General features: G+C 60.1%; 22 protein-coding genes. 8 read left to right on the forward strand and 14 right to left on the reverse strand.

Features of this window, described 5'->3' with window-relative positions; genetic code table 11:
• Positions 1 to 90: 90 nt before the first annotated feature.
• On the reverse strand, positions 91 to 1,923 hold the full coding sequence (locus tag HEP89_RS15965) for a VWA domain-containing protein (protein WP_168692485.1): 1,833 nt from the start codon (positions 1,921 to 1,923) through the stop codon (positions 91 to 93).
• Between the two features lie 123 nt (positions 1,924 to 2,046).
• On the reverse strand, positions 2,047 to 2,457 hold the full coding sequence (locus tag HEP89_RS15970; protein ID WP_168692486.1) for a hypothetical protein: 411 nt from the start codon (positions 2,455 to 2,457) through the stop codon (positions 2,047 to 2,049).
• 343 nt (positions 2,458 to 2,800) lie between these two features.
• On the opposite strand from HEP89_RS15970, the gene HEP89_RS15975 reads away from it, so the two are divergent.
• Complete coding sequence (locus tag HEP89_RS15975; protein ID WP_077292304.1) at positions 2,801 to 4,384, forward strand: PAN domain-containing protein; 1,584 nt, start codon at positions 2,801 to 2,803, stop codon at positions 4,382 to 4,384.
• A 56-nt stretch (positions 4,385 to 4,440) separates the two neighbouring features.
• On the opposite strand, the gene HEP89_RS15980 is transcribed toward HEP89_RS15975, so the two are convergent.
• The 6 genes from HEP89_RS15980 to HEP89_RS16005 form a co-directional block, all read right to left on the reverse strand.
• Positions 4,441 to 5,868: a carnitine 3-dehydrogenase gene (locus tag HEP89_RS15980; RefSeq protein ID WP_168692487.1), complete on the reverse strand. Its 1,428-nt coding sequence runs from the start codon at positions 5,866 to 5,868 to the stop codon at positions 4,441 to 4,443.
• Positions 5,865 to 6,629, reverse strand: coding sequence for an SDR family oxidoreductase (locus HEP89_RS15985; protein WP_168692488.1), 765 nt, complete (start codon positions 6,627 to 6,629; stop codon positions 5,865 to 5,867). The genes HEP89_RS15980 and HEP89_RS15985 overlap by 4 nt, the downstream gene beginning before the upstream one ends.
• A gap of 1 nt (position 6,630) precedes the next feature.
• Entirely contained in the window at positions 6,631 to 7,548 is a 918-nt protein-coding gene (locus HEP89_RS15990; protein WP_168692489.1) for a 3-keto-5-aminohexanoate cleavage protein, read from the reverse strand.
• Positions 7,549 to 7,660: 112 nt separating this feature from the next.
• Complete coding sequence (locus HEP89_RS15995) at positions 7,661 to 8,443, reverse strand: carnitinyl-CoA dehydratase (RefSeq protein ID WP_168692490.1); 783 nt, start codon at positions 8,441 to 8,443, stop codon at positions 7,661 to 7,663.
• Positions 8,443 to 10,470, reverse strand: a complete 2,028-nt coding sequence (locus HEP89_RS16000) for an acetate--CoA ligase family protein (RefSeq protein WP_168692491.1) — start codon at positions 10,468 to 10,470, stop codon at positions 8,443 to 8,445. The genes HEP89_RS15995 and HEP89_RS16000 overlap by 1 nt, the downstream gene beginning before the upstream one ends.
• 3 nt (positions 10,471 to 10,473) lie before the next feature.
• Positions 10,474 to 11,634, reverse strand: a complete 1,161-nt coding sequence (locus HEP89_RS16005) for an acyl-CoA dehydrogenase family protein (protein ID WP_168692492.1) — start codon at positions 11,632 to 11,634, stop codon at positions 10,474 to 10,476.
• 77 nt (positions 11,635 to 11,711) lie between these two features.
• Here HEP89_RS16005 and HEP89_RS16010 point away from each other — a divergent pair, with 77 nt between their 5' ends.
• Positions 11,712 to 12,659, forward strand: a complete 948-nt coding sequence (locus HEP89_RS16010; RefSeq protein WP_077293501.1) for a helix-turn-helix domain-containing protein — start codon at positions 11,712 to 11,714, stop codon at positions 12,657 to 12,659.
• 67 nt (positions 12,660 to 12,726) lie between these two features.
• Here the strand turns inward: HEP89_RS16010 and HEP89_RS16015 are convergent, their stop codons facing one another.
• Positions 12,727 to 13,089, reverse strand: coding sequence for a hypothetical protein (locus tag HEP89_RS16015; protein WP_023000394.1), 363 nt, complete (start codon positions 13,087 to 13,089; stop codon positions 12,727 to 12,729).
• Positions 13,090 to 13,463: 374 nt separating this feature from the next.
• Between HEP89_RS16015 and HEP89_RS16020 the strand changes: the two genes are divergently transcribed.
• Positions 13,464 to 13,946 carry a sigma-70 family RNA polymerase sigma factor gene (locus HEP89_RS16020; RefSeq protein ID WP_023000395.1) on the forward strand — a complete coding sequence of 161 codons (483 nt, stop codon included), beginning with the start codon at positions 13,464 to 13,466 and terminating at the stop codon, positions 13,944 to 13,946.
• Positions 13,947 to 13,979: 33 nt separating this feature from the next.
• Here the strand turns inward: HEP89_RS16020 and HEP89_RS16025 are convergent, their stop codons facing one another.
• Both HEP89_RS16025 and HEP89_RS16030 read right to left on the reverse strand, forming a co-directional pair.
• On the reverse strand, positions 13,980 to 14,303 hold the full coding sequence (locus HEP89_RS16025) for a hypothetical protein (RefSeq protein WP_152505949.1): 324 nt from the start codon (positions 14,301 to 14,303) through the stop codon (positions 13,980 to 13,982).
• A 214-nt stretch (positions 14,304 to 14,517) separates the two neighbouring features.
• The gene (locus tag HEP89_RS16030) at positions 14,518 to 15,246 is read right to left on the reverse strand and encodes a S24 family peptidase (protein WP_167579577.1); all 729 of its coding nucleotides are present in this window, start codon (positions 15,244 to 15,246) and stop codon (positions 14,518 to 14,520) included.
• A gap of 178 nt (positions 15,247 to 15,424) precedes the next feature.
• On the opposite strand from HEP89_RS16030, the gene HEP89_RS16035 reads away from it, so the two are divergent.
• From HEP89_RS16035 to HEP89_RS16055, 5 genes are all read left to right on the forward strand, one after another.
• The gene (locus HEP89_RS16035) at positions 15,425 to 15,772 is read left to right on the forward strand and encodes a hypothetical protein (protein WP_023000398.1); all 348 of its coding nucleotides are present in this window, start codon (positions 15,425 to 15,427) and stop codon (positions 15,770 to 15,772) included.
• Complete coding sequence (locus HEP89_RS16040) at positions 15,772 to 16,188, forward strand: hypothetical protein (protein ID WP_023000399.1); 417 nt, start codon at positions 15,772 to 15,774, stop codon at positions 16,186 to 16,188. The genes HEP89_RS16035 and HEP89_RS16040 overlap by 1 nt, the downstream gene beginning before the upstream one ends.
• 156 nt (positions 16,189 to 16,344) lie before the next feature.
• Positions 16,345 to 16,509, forward strand: coding sequence for a hypothetical protein (locus HEP89_RS16045; RefSeq protein WP_023000400.1), 165 nt, complete (start codon positions 16,345 to 16,347; stop codon positions 16,507 to 16,509).
• A gap of 86 nt (positions 16,510 to 16,595) precedes the next feature.
• Complete coding sequence (locus HEP89_RS16050; RefSeq protein WP_023000401.1) at positions 16,596 to 16,979, forward strand: DUF6362 family protein; 384 nt, start codon at positions 16,596 to 16,598, stop codon at positions 16,977 to 16,979.
• 264 nt (positions 16,980 to 17,243) lie between these two features.
• On the forward strand, positions 17,244 to 17,537 hold the full coding sequence (locus tag HEP89_RS16055) for a hypothetical protein (RefSeq protein WP_031269092.1): 294 nt from the start codon (positions 17,244 to 17,246) through the stop codon (positions 17,535 to 17,537).
• A 57-nt stretch (positions 17,538 to 17,594) separates the two neighbouring features.
• Here the strand turns inward: HEP89_RS16055 and HEP89_RS16060 are convergent, their stop codons facing one another.
• The 3 genes from HEP89_RS16060 to HEP89_RS16070 form a co-directional block, all read right to left on the reverse strand.
• Positions 17,595 to 18,143 carry a GNAT family N-acetyltransferase gene (locus tag HEP89_RS16060; protein WP_077292313.1) on the reverse strand — a complete coding sequence of 183 codons (549 nt, stop codon included), beginning with the start codon at positions 18,141 to 18,143 and terminating at the stop codon, positions 17,595 to 17,597.
• Positions 18,140 to 19,363: a hypothetical protein gene (locus HEP89_RS16065; RefSeq protein WP_168692493.1), complete on the reverse strand. Its 1,224-nt coding sequence runs from the start codon at positions 19,361 to 19,363 to the stop codon at positions 18,140 to 18,142. The genes HEP89_RS16060 and HEP89_RS16065 overlap by 4 nt, the downstream gene beginning before the upstream one ends.
• 64 nt (positions 19,364 to 19,427) lie before the next feature.
• On the reverse strand, positions 19,428 to 19,955 hold the full coding sequence (locus HEP89_RS16070; protein WP_062488018.1) for a tail fiber protein: 528 nt from the start codon (positions 19,953 to 19,955) through the stop codon (positions 19,428 to 19,430).

Genomic DNA, 19,955 nt, shown 5'->3' on the forward strand with positions numbered 1-19,955 from the left:
AGGCGAATGGAGCGACGGACAACTTGGTGAGAAATACAAACAGAAACCGGCAGGCGGGCCTGCCGGTTTCTATGCGGGCGGTGGGGGAACCTAGCGCTCGGCGACGACCGCGAGACGGACGAGGGTCAGGAATTCAGACCGGTAGCCGAAGCGGTCAGCGCCCTTGTTCTCACTGGCGAGTTTTTCAATCGCCTTGAAATCCCAATCTCCCAGGTGATCGGTGCCTTTCAGCTTCTGCCCGAAGGCAGCAACTGACGCGGCAAAGAGGGTTTCCGACATCGGTATACCGCTTGTGTCTGCCATGACCGGTGTCTCGATCAGGGTACTTTCCTTGTCTCCGGGCAGCTTGTAGCGCAGCTTCACGAAGGCGAGTTCACCCGAATAGGAAGCGCGAACGGGTTCGATCTTCTCCTTGGGGCCGTAGCGCAGGTCCGAGAATTTTTCCGCCGGCGAGCCGACAGGGGTGATCTCATAAAGGGCCGTGACGTTGTGGCCCGCGCCGATATCTCCCGCATCGACCTTGTCGTTCCTGAAATCCTCAGTTCTGAGCGCCCGGGTTTCGTAGCCGATCAGGCGGTATTCGGCGACGGTCTCCGGGTTGAATTCGACCTGGATCTTGACGTCCTGGGCGATCATGGAGATGGAGCTGACCACCTGGTCCACCAGCACCTTGCGGGCTTCGGACAGCGTGTCGATGTAGGCGGCAACGCCCTGTCCGTTCTGCGCAAGGGTCTGCATCAGTTCATCGTTGTAGTTGCCGCGGCCGAAGCCGAGAACGGAGAGCGCTGTGCCGTTTTCCCGCTGTTCAGAGACATAGCGTTTCAGGCTGTCCGGATCGGAGAGGCCGACGTTGAAGTCGCCGTCGGTGGCCAGGATGATCCTGGTCTGCTCGCCGTCGCCGGTCATTGTTTCGGCCAGAGCGTAGGCTCCTTTCAGACCTTCATGACCTGCCGTTGAGCCTCCGGAGGTCAACGCGTTGATCTTTTCCAGGATCCGGCTCTTGTCGGTAACCTTGGTCGGTTCCAGTAGAACACCGGAGCTGCCGGCGTATGTGACGATCGCCACTTCGTCCTCGTCGCGGAGCGTGGACAGCAGCAGGCGGAAGGATTGCTGCAGCAGCGGCAACTTGTTGGCATCGGCCATGGAGCCGGAGGTGTCGATCAGGAACACCAGGTTCTGCGGGGGAAGGTCATCGAGCGGCACCTTGTAGCCCTGGATGCCGACCTGCATCAGCCTGGTGTGTTCGTTCCACGGGGTGTCGATCACGGAAACATTGGTGGAGAAGGGGTGACCGCCCTTTTCGGGTACGGGATAACTGTAATCGAAGTAGTTGACCATTTCTTCCACGCGCACGGCATCCGGGTTCGGCAATCGGCCGCCGGACAGCGTGCTGCGGACATAGGAATAAGAGGCGGTGTCGACATCGACGGAGAAGGTCGATACCGGGTCCGCGCTCGTGCGTTTCAGCGGGTTTACTTCTGCGGATGCAAATCGCTCCCGGTCTGCAGGCTGAACGGCTGGCATTGCCGGTGGTTCGGACTGAGCCACCTTTTTCGGGGCAGAGCCGCCACTGCCGGAGGAAAGTGACATCAGGCCGCCGGTGGCTGCCTCCGAGCCAATCATTATTTTGTCCTGAAATGCCGGGGCCGGGGCCGGGGCAGGCTGCGGGGCTACGGCCGGACGGGAGATGTCCGCGATGACGGAGTGGCTTTCTTCCTGTTTCCTGCGCTGGGTTGTCGAAGCCGAGGCATCATCGTCTCGCTCACCTGCAATGGTCATCCGGCCGGCTTCCTCCGCCGGGCTTGTGAGCTTTTTCCCGAGCTCCTGCCAATCGATGGTTTGCGAGGCGATGCCGGCGAAGGCGATTGTCATCAGCGAAGCGGAGCTGATCAGCAAGGTTCTGGGCATGTGTTTGCCAAACATGAGACAAATCCTTTTCGTCGCCCGGAGGAAAGGTCCGGGTGTCGGGGTGATGGGGAAAGGTTGGGTAATGTGCCGGGCAAGAGCCGCGCCCTCACGGCGCGGCCTTGGTGTGTTTGCCGGGTGTTACCGGAACACGATGCGGTAGCTTGCGCCCTTGCGGCAAACCGAGGTGCTGGAGTCCGCGTACCAGGTTTTGAGGAGGTTCCAGCGGCCGTTGGATTTCAGCTTGCGGAACTGGACCCGGACATAGGTGCTGGCGTTGTTCACGCCTTCCAGGTTCCGGGTGACCTTGTAGGTGCCACCGTGGGCGATGACGCGGTTGGAAATGTTTTCCGAGCGCCAGCGGTTGGAACCGAGGTCACGGTAATCGAGATCGTAAAGCTGGATCGGCTGGCCGGTGTTGTTCTTCACCGTGATGTTGACCTTCTTGCAGATGTCGAACAGGGCGGCGGCCGGGGTCACGGCTCCGAGGGAGGCAACGCCTGCAATGGCGAGAACGCTGGCGGCTGCTGCGGTTTTGGCAAGGGCTTTCATTGGTCAATTCCTTTCTCTTGAATAATCTCCTTTCGGAGGGGGTATCGATCTTTCGATGAGAGAAAGGTGCCAGAACGAGCGGGGTGTCAGTATGGGGTCGATACCCCAATCGCGCGTCTGGCGAGGTACCTGAAAGCGGGCCGGTCACCGCAACCGGCGGGTTGAAGACACGCTTCGATATTTGGTCTATTGCTGCTTCGTCGCCTGTTTTGAAAAACGATTTCGAGATGACGATTTCATTCCAGGACCGGCCGTACCGGTCGACCTGAGGCTCCGGTTTTTTCGGGTGCCCGATCAGCCCTGCCAAAACTATTTAAACGGACTGCCTGGAGAAGGAGTGCCCATGATTTCGAGATGCCTGGTGTTTATCCTGTTCTGTCTTGCCGCAACGGTGGCAAAAGCGGCCGATGTGTTTCCGTCGAACGCGGAAGGTTGCGACTATCATTTGCGGGGTCAGATCGTCTCGGGGGATGCGGAAAAGCTCAGGGTTCTGCCGATCAACTCGCAAGGCATCACGCTGTGCCTCGATAGCCCCGGGGGCAGCTTTGCGGAAGGAAAGCGGCTGTTCGACACGATCTGGGACCAGGATATCGCAACCATGGTGCGTTCGGGAGAACGGTGCGAATCCGCCTGTTCGCTGGCTTTCCTTGGTGGCAGCATGCGGATCGGGACAGCCGTGATCCGCTTTCAGATGCGCTCTCTGCGTCCAGGGGGCAAGCTCGGTTTCCATTCGCCTAGCCTCAACCTGCCCAACGAGAACAGTTACCCTGCCAGCGAAGTCCAGACCGCCTTTGCGATTGCGCTGAAGGCTGCCGAATCCTTTTTCGATATCAAGCTGAGCGAAGAGCACGACGTCGAGGCCATGACGGATTTCCTCTATCAGCGGATCCTCGGCACGCGCCCCGAAAACATGTTCCACATAGAGAGCATCGGCGATGCGGTGCTGGCCAATATCACCGTCACCGGATTGACACCGCCAGCCTCGATTACGGAACGTGAAATCGCAAATATCTGCGACAACGCCTATGCGGCCAATCTGATGGATGGTCGGCCGGGATATACGACCAGTTCACAATACTACGACGAAATCCTGATCGGCGATCCGGATGGAGACCGGAAAGTGGTGCTGACAAGGCAGGGAGAGGACCTGGTCGGCAAGGTCTTCAATTATGATACTCCGAGCAAATTCTCTGCGCTTGGCTGTTCGGTCCGGATTTCCGACGACTGGAAACGGTTTTGGGATACCGATTACAGTCCGCTCAGTGTCCGTTTCGAGCAGTATTCCGTTGGTGACGATTTCGGTGACGGGGAGGCCGAGGAATTTTCCGCGCCTTACTGGTATCTGCTGTCGGCTTCCCTGAAGCTTGACCAGCAGGCCGAAAGAAACGTAGCCGAACAGAATGCAAGTGCACCCGCATCTGCAACTGCTGCGTCAGGCGAGGGCGGTTTCGTTCGCCTGAGCGGTTATGATCTTTACGGTGGTGATCTGCCGGATGGTGTGCTCCGCAACATGAGCGCGGAGGACTGTATCTCGTCCTGTGGCGCCAGAAGCGGTTGCGATGCCGTGACCCATGACCGATGGAACCGGATCTGCATTCAAAAGTCCGTCGGTAACAGCAATGGCAGGCTCTATCTTCTTTCCAAGGCCGACACCTATGTGCAGCGGGCTGCCGCCGGGTCTCTCAAACCCAATCTGAGCGTGCCTGTCCAGACGTTCACCAAACAGAACAAGGGCTTTCCCGGACAGCCGGATGAAAGCCTGCAGGCGGGATCGGCCGGCCAGTGCGAGACGCTCTGCACGGAACGCACCTGCCTCGGGTTCAACTGGTCTGCCGGGTCGGGAAGATGCGATCTGTTCGCGCGGCCGGGTGTCTATTCCGACGCCGAAGGTATCGTGGCCGGGTTCATGGTTCAGCCGGCCCAATAGGACCGCCCAACAAAACAGGCCCGTCCGCGGTTCCTTTGACCGCGGACGGCGTCTGATCAGACCGCCTTCTGTCCGACGAAGCGGCCGGCACCTTCCGGAAAAGGCAGGGCCTTGTGGGCATCGGCGAAGGCCTTGAGCTTCTCGCCGACTTCCGCTCCCGGCAGGGAACTGGCGCGGGTGTTGAGATCGACATGGAGCAGAAGGGTCTCCATGGTCGCGGCAAGTTTGCCGTCAGCGTTTTTCAGGAAGTGGAACAGCTGCATCTTCTTGCCTTCCCCCTGGAGCACCTGGGTCGTGACCGTCAGGCGTTCACCCGCCAGAAGCTCGTCCAGGTAGCGCAGGTGATTTTCAACGGTGAAGTAGCTCTTGCCGGACGCGATATAGTCGGCATCCGCGCCGATCAGCTCCATGAACCGGTCGGTTGCGGCAGCACCTGCTTCCAGGTAGTGCGCCTCGTTCATGTGGCCGTTGTAGTCGGTCCAGCTCTGCGGGATCTGGCGGTCTCCCGTGATCGGCAGTTCAGCCTCCGCCGGTGCCGCCAAAGCCCGTTCATGGGTGTTGAGAACGCCGCCTGCACCGCTGCCGCTTTTCTTTAGCGCTCGCATCATGCCGACGAGATTGTCGTCGCGCAGGCGTTCCAGCTCGCGAATGGAGCGATGGCCGGACTGGGCATCGGACTGACCGGCGATCAGGTCAACCAGCTCGTCGGTAAACTCCGGCACGTCCATCAGTTTGGTCCAGGGCCAGGAGAGGCATGGACCGAACTGGGCCATGAAGTGCTTCATGCCGGCTTCCCCGCCGGCGATACGATAGGTCTCAAAAAGGCCCATCTGTGCCCAGCGCAGACCGAAGCCCATGCGGATTGCCTCGTCAATTTCTTCGGTCGTGGCAATGCCGTCCTTCACCAGCCAGAGCGCCTCGCGCCAGACAGCTTCCAGGAAGCGGTCGGCAATGTGGGCGTCGATCTCCTTGCGGACATGAAGCGGGAACATGCCGATGCTGCGCAGGACCTCGGCCGCGCGAGCGGTTTCGGCCGCATCACCGACAAGTTCCACCAGCGGAAGCAGATAGACCGGGTTGAACGGGTGGGCGACAACGGCGCGCGCACCTTCGCTGGTCAGTTCGGACGGCTTGAAGCCGGATGTCGACGAGCCGATGACGGCGGTCTTGGGCGCGAGCTCCGTCAGGCTGCCCAGGACCTTGTGTTTGAGGTCGAGGCGTTCGGGAACGCTTTCCTGCACCCAGTCAGCACCAGCGGCTGCCTCGGCAAGATCTGAATGGAACGACAGGTTGCCTTCGTCCGGCAGGCGCTTGTCATAGAGCGCGGGCAGGCTGCGGCGCGCATTGTCGATGACTTCGCCGATCTTGCGTTCGGCTTCCGGGTCGGGGTCGAAGACGGCAACGTCCCAACCGTTCAAAAGGAAACGGGCGGCCCAGCCGCCACCGATCACGCCGCCGCCGACGATGCATGCTTTTTGGGTCATGGTGCAAGTGTCTCCGTGTGGCCGTCGATGGCCAGGATCTGTCCTGAAATGCGGGCGCCTGCTTCGGACGCCAGAAAGTGAATGGTGTTGGCTACATCCTGGGCAGTGACCCAGGTCTTGAGTGAAACACCCTTGACGTAGCTCTCTCGAATGGCCTCTTCGGTCTCGCCGCGCGCCCTGGCTTCCATCGCGACGACCCGATCCATCCGCTCCCCTTCCACCGCGCCCGGGCAAACCGCATTGACGCGAATGCCGTGGGGGCCGAGCTCCATTGCGAGCGTCTTGGTGAGGCCGACAATCGCCCATTTGGCGGAGGCGTAGGGCGAGCGGAACGGGTAACCGTAAAGTCCGGCGGTTGACGAGGTGAGCGTGATCAGACCGTGCCCCTGAGCTTTCAGCACTCTGGCCGCCCAGCGGCAGGTCAGGAAGGGTCCGTGGAGATTGGTCGCGACGCAGCGTTGCCATTCTGCATAGTCCAGAGTCTCGATCGCCCCTGCAGGACCGCCGGTGCCGGCATTGGCGCAGATCACGTCGATGCCTTTCCAGCGGTGTTCAAGGTCGTTCAGGAACGCGGACATTTCCGCTTCGCTGGTGACATCGGCAACAGCAGCGATTGCGTTGCCATTGGCTTCCGAGAATGCGGAAACGGCTGCAGGATCCGCATCACAGATCGCGACTTCGTCTCCGTCTGCCAGGAAGCGTTCCGCAATGGCGCGGCCGATCCCGGACGCTCCGGCCGTGACGAGGATCCTGCGGCTCATGTCAGGCGCTCACCGGCGCACGTTTGGTCAGGCCAAGCTTTTCACGAACGGCCTGCGGGCCGATGATCTTGGCGCCCATGCCTTCGACAACGCCGACGGCCTTCTCGACCAGCTGTGCATTGGTGGCAAGAACGCCTTTTTCGAGGAAGATGTTGTCCTCGAGGCCAACACGGACGTTGCCACCGGCCAGGATGGAGGCCGCCACATAGGGCATCTGATCGCGGCCGAGACTGAAGGCCGACCAGGCCCAGTCATCCGGAATGGCGTTGACCATGGCCATGAAGGTGTTGAGGTCGTTCGGCGCGCCCCAGGGCACACCCATGCACAACTGCACCAATGCCGGAGAGGCAAACGTGCCTTCCTTGACGAGCTGCTTGGCAAACCAGAGGTGGCCGGTGTCGAAGGCTTCGATTTCCGGCTTCACGCCAAGTTCGGTCATCATGGCCCCCATGGCGCGCAGCATGCCGGGGGTGTTGGTCATGACATAGTCGGCTTCGGCGAAATTCATGGTGCCGCAGTCCAGTGTGCAGATTTCAGGCAGGCACTCGCGGATATGGGCCATGCGCTCGGTTGCGCCGACCATGTCGGTTCCCTTTTCAACCAGCGGCAACGGGCTTTCCGTGGACCCGAACACGATGTCGCCGCCCATGCCAGCGGTGAGGTTCAGGACCACATCCACATCGGCGGCGCGGATGAGATCCGTGACTTCCCGGTAGAGGTCAAGCCGGCGGGAGGGGGTGCCGGTTTCCGGATCGCGCACATGGCAATGGACGACGGCGGCCCCCGCCTTGGCGGCGTCGATGGCGCTGTCGGCGATCTGTTTCGGGCTGCGCGGCACATGCGGAGACTTGTCCTGGGTACCGCCCGACCCGGTGACGGCGCAGGTGATGAAGACTTCGCGGTTCATGGTCAATGGCATTTGGTTCTCCTGGATCAGCGACAGTTCAACCGAAACCGATTGAACTGCCGGAAACTGATTGTTTTTAGCGTGTCAGGTCATCTTGATGGCGTTCATGCCGAAGCAGGATGACCTAGCGGCCCTTCCAGACCGGGTCTCGTTTTTCGACAAAGGCGCGGGCGCCTTCCTTCTGGTCTTCAGAGCGATAGAGCTTTTCGACCGTTTCGAACTGGCTTCCGGTGATGCGGTTGAGCGCGTCCTGGAATTTCATGTCTTCTGCCTCGCGCACGATTTCCTTCAGCGCCGCATAGACAAGCGGGGGACCGGAAGCGAGCAGCTCGGCCAGTTTCCAGGCTTCCGCCATCAGGCCCTTTCCAGGATAGATGTGGTTGATCAGGCCCCAGCGAGCGGCTTCCTCTGCTTCGATCCAGCGGCCTGTCAGCAGCATTTCCATGGCGATGTGATAGGGAATGCGCTTCGGCAGCTTGATGCTGGCGGCATCGGCCACGGTGCCTGAGCGGATTTCCGGCAGGGCGAAAGAGGCGTGCTCCGCTGCCAGGATAATATCGGCAGACAGGGCAAGCTCGAGCCCGCCACCACAGCAAATGCCGTTGACGGCTGCTATGACCGGCTTGTTCAGGCCGCGCAATTCCTGCAGGCCGCCGAAGCCACCCTTGCCGTAATCTCCGTCGACGGCATCGCCACCTGCGGCCGCTTTCAGGTCCCAGCCGGGGCAGAAGAATTTTTCTCCGGCACCGGTCACGATGGCAACGCGCAGGTCCGGATCGTCCCGGAAGTCGGTGAAGACGTCTCCCATGATCCGGCTGGTCATCAAGTCAATGGCGTTGGCCTTCGGCCGGTCGAGCGTGACAGCCAGTATGTGGCCGCGTCTTTCGGTCTTGATGGGGTTTTCCATCAGTTCGCTCCCATTCTTACCAGTGCATCGGCGGCAACGGCATAGTCCGCACCGCAGAGCAACGGGTTGATTTCTACTTCTTCGACCGGTGCCGACAGAACAAAGCTCTGCACTGCTTGCACAGCTTCAACAATCGCTCCCAGATCGCAAGGCGGCTTGCCGCGATATCCGGTCAGGACACGGCCGATCTTCAGATTTTCAAGGGCCTTCTTGATCTCGTCCTCGCCTGCTGGAACGATCAGCGAGGTGCTGTCTTCCAGAAGTTCGGTCAGGATGCCGCCTGCTGCGAGCGTCAGGACGTAGCCGTGAGCCGGATCCCGCACAATGCCGACCAGCAGTTCGCCAAGGCTGGCGGTGATCATCTCTTCCACCAGAAACGACGAGGCCGGCATCCCGCTTGCGGCGGAGTGGACCTCGCAAGCCGATTGCAGATTGAGGGCGACTGCTCCGGCTTCGGTCTTGTGGGCAATGCCGGTGCCCTTCAGCACCACCGGGTATCCAATATCTTCGGCAGCCCGCGCTGCCGCTTCCGGACCTTCTGCAAAAGTGCTCGCGGGAACCTTGAGGCCATGCTTTTGCAGCAAGGCTTTTGCCTCGTGCTCGGAAAGAAGACGGGGATCAGCGACAGCTTGAGGAACCCGGATCCGTTCCGGCGAAAGTGGTCCTGCCAGAAAGGCAGCCGCCTCAATGGCCGTCAGTGCATCGTCCAGCCCGCAGAGAGGCACGAGACCACGCTTCATCAGATCGGCTGCAAAGGCTTCCGGCATGGTTTCGGGGAGCGAACTCAGGATCGCCATCGGTTTGCCGGAAGCTTTCATCGCCGCTTCCACCGGCTCGATCACCTTCAACCAGTCTTCCGGGTCACAGCGATCCATTCTCGGAATATCGAGAATGACGATGCCAAGGGCGATGTCCGCCTGCATCATGGCAGTGTAGCACCGGGTCATGGCCTCGCCATCACCCCAGATGTAGGTGTGGTAGTCGAGTGGATTGGCGAGAGCGACCTTGGGGCCGAGGGCCTCTGACAGCGCGGTTCTTTGCGCGGGAACGAGCGGCGGGAAAGTGATCTGACGGCCGACGGCGGTGTCGGCAATCAGGCTGGCTTCACCGCCCGAGCAGGACATGGACACGATGTTGGTGCTCGGCAAAGGACCTGCGACGTGGACCAGCTTCAGGGTTTCCAGAAGGGCTGTCAGGCTGCCGACCCGGGCAATGCCAAGCCGGTTGAAGAGCGCGTCGGAACCAGCCGTGCTACCGGCAAGGGCGGCCGTATGGGAGACTGTTGCGGCCTGGGCGGCCTCGGATCTGCCGACCTTGACGGCCACAACCGGTTTGCCGAGTGCGTGCGCCTTGCGTGCGAAAGCCTCAAAGGCAGCAAGATCGTCAAGCCCTTCGATGTGCAGACCGATGGCGGTGACCCGGTCATCGTCCAGGAGGGCGCTGCCAATGGCGGACAGGCCCGTCTGGGCCTGGTTGCCGGCGGTCATCAGATAGGCAATCGGCAGGCCGCGTGTCTGCATGGTCAGGTTCAGCGCGATGTTGGACGATTGCGCGATGATCGCAACACCGCGGTCGACCGGGGTCAGGCCATGCTGATCCGGCCACAGGGCCGCGCCGTCGAGCGCATTGAGAAAGCCATAGCAGTTGGGACCGAGGATCGGCATCTCGCCTGCCGCCTCGATCAGGGCGGCCTGAAGATCCGCGCCGTCGGCAAGCTCCCGGATTGCTTCGCTGAAACCGGAGGCAAAGCAGATGGCACCACCGGCGCCGAGGCGTGAAAGCGAGTGGACAATCTCGACCGTCACGTGCCGGTTGACGCCGATAAAGACCGCGTCGGGGGCGGCGGGAAGATCTTCCACAGTGGCATAGGCCCTGCAGCCGTCGATCTCTTCACGGCTTGGGTGGATCGGCCAGAGATCACCCTCAAAACCGGCCTTGCGGCATTCCCGGAGCACGTTCCGGCACCAGGAACCACCACCGATAACAGCGACCGTGCGTGGCCGGAGCAGGCGTTCGAGTGAGCGCATGGATCAGGCTCCGAGCGGGCGGAAGATGTCGCGGCTGATGATGTGTCGCTGGATCTCGCTGGTGCCATCCCAGATCCGTTCCACGCGGGCGTCGCGCCAGAAACGTTCGATGGGGAAGTCGTCCATCAGACCCATGCCGCCGAAGATCTGCAGCGTCGTGTCGGTGACGCGCGCCAGCATTTCGGTCGCATAGACCTTGGCACTCGCAATCTCGCGGTTGGCGGGCAAACCCTGGTCGAGACGCCAGGCTCCGGCAAGCGTCAACCAGTCGGCAGCATCGATCTCGGTGATCATGTCGGCGACCTGGAAGCTGACGCCCTGGAACTTGGCGATCGCCTGGCCGAACTGCTTGCGCTCGGCGGCATAGTTCACCGCATAGTCGAAACAGCGGCGGGCGCGGCCAACGCTCATGGTGGCAACCGTCAGACGGGTGGCATAAAGCCATTCGTTCATCACCTCGAAGCCACCGTCGACTTCGCCGAGCACCTGGCTGTCCGGCAGGCGGCAACTGTCGAAATAAAGAATGCAGTTCTTGTAGCCCCGATGGCTGACGGAGCGATAGCCGTCGCGCACCTCGAAGCCGGGTGTGCCCCGGTCGACCAGAAAACAGGTGATGCGCTTCTTGGGGCCTTTTGGTGTTTCGTCAACGCCGGTCGCCACAAACACGATGAAGAAATCCGCGTGTTCGGCGCCGGAGATGAAATGCTTGGAGCCGGAGACCACCCAGTCTCCTCCGTCGCGCACCGCCTGGCATTTCATGCCGCGCACATCCGAGCCGGCATCGGGTTCGGTCATGGCCAGCGCGTCCATCTTCTCGCCGCGCACGGCCGGCAGAAGGTAGCGCTCGATCTGCTCGCCCTTGCAGGCCATCAGGATATTCTGGGGACGGCCGAAAAAGTGGTTCAGCGCCATCGATCCGCGTCCCAGTTCCCGTTCCACCAGGGTGAAATCAAGATGGCTCAGGCCGGCGCCGCCCACTTCTTCCGGGAAGTTACAGGCGTAGAAGCCGAGATCGATACATTTGCGCTTGATCTCCTCGCCGAGTTCGGCGGGCACCTGGCCCGTCTTCTCGACTAGTTCCTCATGCGGGTAAATCTCGTTTTCAACGAAGGACCGGACCGTGGAGACGATCATCTCCTGTTCTTCGCTCAGCCCAAAATGCATCGGAATCTCCTCTTGCCTCAGGCCGACGAGAGTGAGACAAACGGGCTGGCTCCATTGTGCAATTTTGGTTTGAAATCATGCCGATTTCACAAAAATCGAATTCGGTTCGAAAAATCTGCGTGCTGTTGTTCGAAAGCTTTTCGAACCACTGCCTGGCGAATGCGATCGAGCCGTTCCGGGCAGCAAACACGATTGCCCGAAAGCAGCTTTATTCCTGGCAGCACGTGAGCCTTGCCGGAGGGACCGTCACGTCGTCCAGCGGTCTGCCGGTGGCGACGTCTGCCTGGTCGGAGGCAAAGCCTGGTGGCGATTATCTCTTCATCATGCCGAGCTACGGTTTCGAGGCCTTTGCAGGTCAGTCAACCGTGCGCGCCTTGAAGGCCGCAAGGCAACGGTTCGGCACGTTGGTCGGCATGGATACCGGCGCATGGCTGTTGGCGGCCGCCGGTTTGCTGGAGGGACGCAAGGCAACGATCCACTGGGATGAACTGACGGGATTTGCCGAAAGATTTCCGGATGTCGATGCGGTGGAGGACCGTTTTGTACTTGATGGCAACATCTGTACCTGTGGCGGGGCGTCGACAACGTTCGAACTGGCACTAGAGCTGATCAAGCGGCATCACAGCCCGATGTTCGCGCTCGAGGTGGCAGCCCTGTTCATGTATGGCGACAAGCTGGACATGCACGATCCGCACAAGCGCCTGTCGGCGGATGCCCTGGTGCGCAGCGCGACTGCGCTGATGCGGCGGACCATCGAGGCACCGATGCCGATTGAAGATCTTGCCCGGCAGCTGAAGGTGGACCAGCGTACCCTGGAGCACCGGTTCCAGCGGGAAATGTCGATGACGCCACTGGGGGTCTACAAGGCGATCCGCCTGCGCGAGGCGCGCCGGCTTGTGGAATTGACCATGCTGGGGATTGCCGAAATTGCAGAGCGTTGCGGCTATCGCAACGCGAGTGCAATGACCCGAGCCTACCGGCAGGAATTCGGCCAGTCGCCGCGCGAGCACCGGCGAAGCAGATAGTCCCGGCCGAAAAACGAGAAAGGCCGCGCTAGACGCGCGGCCCTTTCTTGGAAGGTTTGAAAAGACCTTACTTGTGCGGGAAACCGGCTTTTGCTGTACCGTTCCAGTCGCCCTGGAAAGGCAGGATATGCAGCGGCTTCTTCGCCCTGGCACCCTGTGCCCTTGCACCGGCGACCTGTTGCTGGGCAACTGTCAGCCGCTCTTCGCCATTGTAACTGCCGACAACCGGCAGGATCAGCAGATTGCCGCTGCGCGCTTCAGCCAGAGCCTTTGCATTGACGGTCTGCTGGATGCGGACGGAGACAGGCTTGTCGCCATTGAGATCGCCGCGGGTGTCGTCCGGGTCGATGGCGAAGGCATTGCCGGCCAGCGCGCCGGATACAAAGGCTGCGGTCAGCAGGGTCGACAGAATTTTCTTAGAAGTACGCATGATCTTGCTCCATGTGTCTGTTTAAACTCATGAATGACTGCAGAGCGCTGTTTGCCCCGCAGGCTGTTCATGCCGGGAACAACGACACGAATGCTGATCGGTTGCGGCGGTGGCGGTAATAACATCAACACAAAAACATGAGGCCCTGTGAGAGGGTTCAAGCCTTGCGAGGCGCGTGTTTTGACACCACGCACGCGTTCATCATGATCATTCGGCAAGCGGTGCCCGGCTCACCGACCCGTGAAAGGCGTGGGAGCTGAAGAGGCCGTTTTGCATCTGTTTTTCAAACCGCGATGACAAGCTCTTGAGCGCGCTTCTGCCAACACCGTCACCTCTTACATCTCGTCCAGAAACAGCAGAACAGGAATGTCACGATGGCCTGCACCAAGGACGACTTCACCAGAGACCTTCAGAGCGAAATCCCGCATCTGCGCAGATACGCCCGCTCTCTTACGCGAAACCCTGAAGCCGGTGATGATCTGATGCAGACCTCGCTGGAAAAGGCGCTGCGGCATCACGCCAGCTTCCACTGCGGTACGCAGCTGCGCCGCTGGCTGTTCACGATTGCCCGCAATGCCTATCGCGACGAAAGAAAATGGCTTGCCCGGCGGGGTGACCACCTGCCCATCGAGGACTGGCTTCAGGAAACCCAGGCAGCGCCCGCTCAGGAAAAGCATCTGGAGCTGGAAGACGTTGCCAGGGGCATCGCCGGACTTCGGCCGGAAGACAGGGATGCTCTCGAATTGCGGGTGTTTTCGGGCCTGTCCACCGGGCAAATTGCCAAGCAGACGGGTGTGGCCGTCGGAACGGTGAAAAGCCGGCTTTCCAGGGCGCGGCACCTGCTTGCTGCCGTCTGACCACCGGCAGGCGCTTCGCCTTGTCTTTCGGCGTCAGGCCGCGACCCTGGCCGTGACACCGGCAAGCCGGGCGGTCAGACGTTCGGTTCGATAGTCTGACCAGTTTTCCGCGGTTTCCTCCTCGTCTTCCCCGATCTCGGGGAAGGCGGCGGACAGGACCGCGCTGGTGATGTCGTTGCACCAGCCTTCCGCGGGATTGAATTCCAGAACCGCCTGAACCTTCTCGAGTTGCCCGGCCTGAAGATCCTCGATGATCCTGTGCAGGCTCATGTCTGCCAGATCGGTTTCCGGCGTATAGAAGCAGTTTCCGAGTTCGCAAATCACTGAATAGAACGACATGTCGAGGTTCAAAGCCAAAAAAGCCTCCATCTAAAATACGTTGAAAGCGTATACGCAAATTGCGTACATGTCAAATCTTCGTTAATCGGCTATATGACAAAAGCGTATGACCGCCCCGAAGTGTTGGCGTCGCGTCAAGACGTGATCGGTCGCGATAGACCGGTTGCGCGAAATGCGCGAGGGGGCGGGCCGAATTTCGGCCTGAGAAGAAGTGGAGGCGGGGTCGGCGGCGCTAGACGACCTGCCGGATGACGCTCAATACCTTGGCTATGATGCGGACTTCCGTTGCTTCTTCATCGTGCTCGTTGAAGATCACCGGCTCCTGAAAGCGCGGATCATTGGATTCCGGTTGCAGTTCTATCTGGCCGTTCCGGCGAATGATCCGCTTGGCGGTGCGTTCGATGGTATGGCCACCATCTCTGGTCCGCTCCACGACGGCAAGGTCTCCCGACTTGATCTCGATGCCGGCTTCCAGATAGTCGACGCACAGGATCAAATCGCCGCTCCAGGCGATCCGGTTGAGGCTTTCGCCATTGATTTGCAACAGATATTGGCTTTCGCTCGGAAAGCGAAGGTCTCCCGCGAAACTGGTTTTCTTGGTGGCGTCTGTCTCGAACAGTCCGGACTCCATCCAGAGGCCGGCAGCCACCTGGCCCTTGATCTCCAGAGGTGTGGCGGCTCTTGAGGGTGCGCTGGAGGCATCCAGGTCGGTGATGGAATCGGGGGCGAGCGCAAGAATGTCTTCCCGGGTGATCGGTTGCTCGCCCTTGCCCAGGAGGACAGGAAGAAGCTTCGCCACGAAATCCGACGGCAGTGCAGGTTTCAGGTAGTCGGCGCTGAAGTAGCGCTGGATGGAAGAGGCGTTCTGATAGCCCATGGCCCGTGCGATGGCGCGGATCGACAGGCCGCTGCGGTCCTTCAAGTCCACAAGCTGGCGGGAGACTGCAGATTGTTCGTCCATATCCATAATTCGGTCACCAGGTCACGTAAGATGCATACGTGTTAGCAGTAAAAACGTACGGAGTCCAGTTGACATACGTACGCAATAAGCGTACGAAATTTGAGTCATCAAGTGAATGCGTGGGAGTGACGATGGAAGCTCAGACAATCCTTCGACAAATGGCAGAGGAGACCGGCCGATGAGGGACCTGAAGGACGAAATTGAGGAAGCGCAGGCAAAGGTCGCGCATCTGAGGATCAGGGCGGAACGACCGAGTGCCCGGCTGGAAGACGAGTTCGCGTTGGAAAAAGCGCGCAACAGGTTGCTGACTCTGGAGTTGCGGAACCTGAAGCAGGGCAGGGACGTGCGCGGCAGTTCCAGCCCGAAGGGCAATCCGGGTGTTGTCGGGAGCAGGCAGCACATGAGGCAAGCGCCCTTCGCAAAAAGAACAAATAGTGAACATTTGCCGCGTACGGCCAGGGAAAAGGCAGAAGCGGCTTTTGCAGCGGTGCAAGGTATCGCGGCGGAAAAGAAAGGTCGGGTCTGATGGCTTCGGGAGGACTGGTCGACAGGATCGCTGCCGAGTATGGCGTTCATTTCATCAGCCACACCAGACGGGTGCAAGGGCGGCACCAGTCGAAGGCCCGCAGAACTTGCCAGACCCTGCTGACGAAACACGGGGCGGAACATCTGCGCCTCGTCTTCGGTCTGATCAACACCGCCGAGAACCGGGGGAACTGGTCTGCGCCATGCTTTACTGCCGTTTCCTGGCTTGTCTTGAACAAGCCGGACTGGGTGGAACGGCGAGGTTTTCTGGACCAGTTCGACAGGATCGATCTGGAGGCGTTGCTTGGCAGTGCAAGACATATAAACCCATCCGCTCCGACCCTTACGCTCGCCGTGCTGCTCTCCTACGAACTTGACAAACTCCTGGAAACGGGCCGGGAGGGGATCGCTGCATGAGCACTATTGTCAGTTGGTGTCGGTTGATTACACTGCGGCCGTCAATCTTCGGCTGTATTGAGTCGCTCAGGGGTTGCACGCTTGGCTTGCCGCGCTCGGGGGGAGGCGGCGCCGGACGGATCTTTCACCGGTATTTTGAGAGAGGGGGTTTTGAACATGAACGGTTACCTGACGAAGGCACAGATTTTTGCCTTCGAACGCGGAGCGACCGCGTGCCGGGAAGGCAAGTCCCGTGAGGACAATCCTTATCCGCCGAAGGCCGATTATTTCGGTTTGTGGGAAGAGGGCTACCAGAAAGAGCGTGAGGGCCAGGGCAAATAACCGCCTCAGGCCTGCATCTTTGCTGCCGCGGGGCCGTTTGAGCGGCCGCGCGGTTCTGTGCCCACTACAGTTTCAAGAGAGACGATATGGAAACAAGCGTACCTGACCAGATCCTGGCCCGGTTGACGGAGGCTGTCGAAGTGATTGCGGTAACCGGAAAGGGTGACGGACCGCGGGCGGTTCTGGCAAGCTGGCCCGAATGCCAGGGCAAGATCGCCCGGCGTCGTCGCACCTACCCGCCCCGGGCGATCAGCCGGGCTGAAGAGGCGATCACCTGGTTCTCCCTGATCGAGGACCCGGATGCGCGCCGCGCCCTGCAGTTCGAAGTGATGTGCAAGGCGGGCGGCGGCAAGTTTTCCCGGATCTGCGAAAAATACGGCTGGAAACGCTCAACGGTTACCAGTCGGAACAAGGCTGTTCTGCGCCGGCTGGCGAAAAGGCTTGGTGAGGAAAGCCCCGTCGATCACTGAACGCTACGACGTCGGACCGGAGGCGGGCTGGTGCCTTGCTGATCCGGGAATTGGCTTTTGAAAGAAGAAGTCATTCCTCCTGCGTTGCGCCAATGCAGGAGGAATGCACGGCTTGAATGACGGGCTTCGCCCTTGTTCTCAAAAGGTATGCAACAGGTTTTGCAATCGCCCCTTTACGGTTGTTGGAAGTTTGAACTACAACTTTTTAATTGCTCGTCCCCGCGTCGACGCCGGGACATTTGGATAGATGGTTTGGAGAAATTGATGACCGACTTGAAAACACTGACCCTTCACGACTTTGAAAAGCTGCTGGATCAGGTGTTCGAGGTCAGGTCGGTTCCGGCTGATATCCAGTTGTCCCTCGTGGAGGTCAAATTGATGGGCTCCGGCGAGCGGCAGGGAGGGGCTTTTTCCACGTTGTGGCAAGGTCCGCAGGAGCCATTGCTGGAGCAATCCATCTACAGGCTCTATCGGCCGGATTTCGGCGAGCAGGACGTGTTTCTGGTTCCGGTTGCGCAGAAGGAAGCCGGCATTCAGTATGAAGCCGTGTTCACCTGATCGCATACTGTCTGACAGGCTGGTGGCCGCCGCAGTCTGGTGGCCGGGCTCGCTGCTTCAGGTTCGGCAGGGGTGTTCCATGAGGTCATAGACGCCCTTGTTTCCCCGCTTTTCGAAGCCGAGGCGGTGATAGAGTCGCATGGCAGGATTTTCCTTTTCGACATGAATGGAAAGCGCTTTTCCAGCGTCTCGCGCCTCTTCCATCAGGTCCTGCAAAACGGCGCTGCCAAGGCCTTGTCCTTGTACTTCGGGTATCAAGGCGATGTCGATAATCCGGTGTTCGCGGGTCCAGCGTTCCAGATAAAGCCTGCCAACAGGTCTGGCGTCTCGTTCTATCACCAGCCAGAGGGCATCAGGATAATGCTCCTGATAATGTCTGTGCTGGGCCTCGAATTGCATCGCGATAAAGGCCTGCTTATCGGCTTCCGTCCATGGAGTGCGCGCAAGCTCTGCCTCGCGCGTCGAACGGTATAGGCTTGCCAGGAACGGAAGATCGCCCGAATGCAAGGCCCGGTAGGTGATGCCCCGGGCCGCCGCGCGTGCGCGCGGGGCCAGGGACATGTCTGTCTGCGGCATCGGCAGATCGATCGCAAGCGCGGTCGTCATTCGGTGTTCGGCGTGACGTCCCGGGTCAGCGCGCTTACGGAAAGCGGTCCGCCCAGGGAAGTCCAGGTTGCCGACCAGTGATCAAGCGATATCTGAGGCAGGTAGGAAGCCGTGTTTGACGCCGGATCGAGGGCGAAAAGGCTCAGGAGCGTATTGGCGTTCGGCTGAAGTTTGAGCGTGCTGCCGCCATCCGCATGGGCAATGACCCGTGGAGCCGTCCAGGAGGTTTCCACGGAACTGGTCTGGTAGCTTGCGTAGACCGGACTGTCGGATCCTGAGACAGTCAGCGCAACCAGATAAATTCCTCCGTTGGAGGAGTTGGAAGCGGCCATGCTGCCGACAGGCGCATCAAACGTTGCAAACAGTGCCCAGTCGGAGAAGTCGAGTGAACTGACTTCGTCCTGAGCTTTCATGTAAATCTTGTTTCCGATGCGGGCAAAGATGTGAACGAGCGCATTGCCGTCGATGCAAAGGACAAGCTGTTCGAAGCCGGTCAGGCCGCCACTGATATCTTGCCAACCTTCCCAGCCCTCCGGCAGAAGCGGCCTGTCGGTGGACTGGAAGTTCAGATAAGGCACGCTGTCCGAATTGATGCCGGTGAGAATGATGCGGCCATCGGCATTCTGGGTTGCAGCGAGGCTCCGCAGTGCCCCGGCCATTTGTTGCCAGTCCGCCCAGGGCTGGCTCGGTGGAATTTCGACCGGCACCGTAACTTCAATTGGTGTCGTCGTGCCCGGTGGCACTACCGTGATGGTTTCCATCTGTACGGTGTTGTTGTTCTGGAAGCGCCACCAGATGGCGTTGTCCGGCGCCGAACTTGTGACGAAAATGTTCTGCCGACCGGTGACGCCGTTGATCAGCAACGTATCATTGAAACCTGGAACGCCGGCCGGTTTGCCGAGATCAAGCGGGTCAGCAAAACGCTGTGGTGCGTTTTCGTCCCGGTTTTCCCGGATATAGGCCAGGTTTCCGGACCCGCTGTCTTGCGCAAGCAGGGCAACGTAGCCTTCCTGGGTCACGGATGCGTTGAGCCGTTCCGTGGCAAAGCTTGCATTGGTAAGTTGGGTAAAGGAGGCACTGAAAGCGCCGTTCTCGGACGTCTGATCCTTGTACCCAAGTGCTCCGTTCGGTGTGACTGCGGCAAAGAAAATCCGGAAATAGACCGGATCGGCCGTCACGTTCCCTTCAAATTCCTCGGGAACTGCTTCTTCGACTGACATGATGCGTTTCCTCTTGCTGATCTGAAGCCGGCGGCCTGGCCTGTCCGGCAACGTCCTGCATTGGTTAGCCGCGGGAGGGGTAAAGCCCCTGGAGCGCAATAATGAAGTTCAGCGTCAGATACGGCTGAACATTGTCGTGTGACTGGCTACCGCCGGTGGCGGACAGCGTTTCCATGGCCATGTCGACCTGGTTCGTCTGAGTGTCCGTGTGGTAAAGCGAATCCAGGCCGGAGCTGGAAAAGGACGTCGATGACGAGGGGCCGGGAACGCCGCCGCTGCCACTGGTTGCTCGTGCCGTATGAGAATGTGAGGGGATCTGCGCTTCCGTCAGGGTGACGGTCGTAACACCAACCTTTTCCCCCAGTCTGCGGGATGTGAGGCCAGGGCCTCTGCCTGGATGCATCGGGGCACGGCCCTGCAGATCCGGCAGACCCATGGTGTTGCGTCCATCCCCGCCGTAGGTCGTTCCAATAAGCGAGAACAACGCCGTGTTCTGGGAGATGGGAAGGAGCTGGCCGTCACAAAAAGCCCAGCTTCGAGGGGCGAAATTGCCTGCGAAAATTCGGATTTCAGCGATAAAGGGTTCCGACAT

It is taken from the genome of Labrenzia sp. 5N (assembly GCF_012395805.1).
Lineage (GTDB): Bacteria > Pseudomonadota > Alphaproteobacteria > Rhizobiales > Stappiaceae > Roseibium > Roseibium algicola.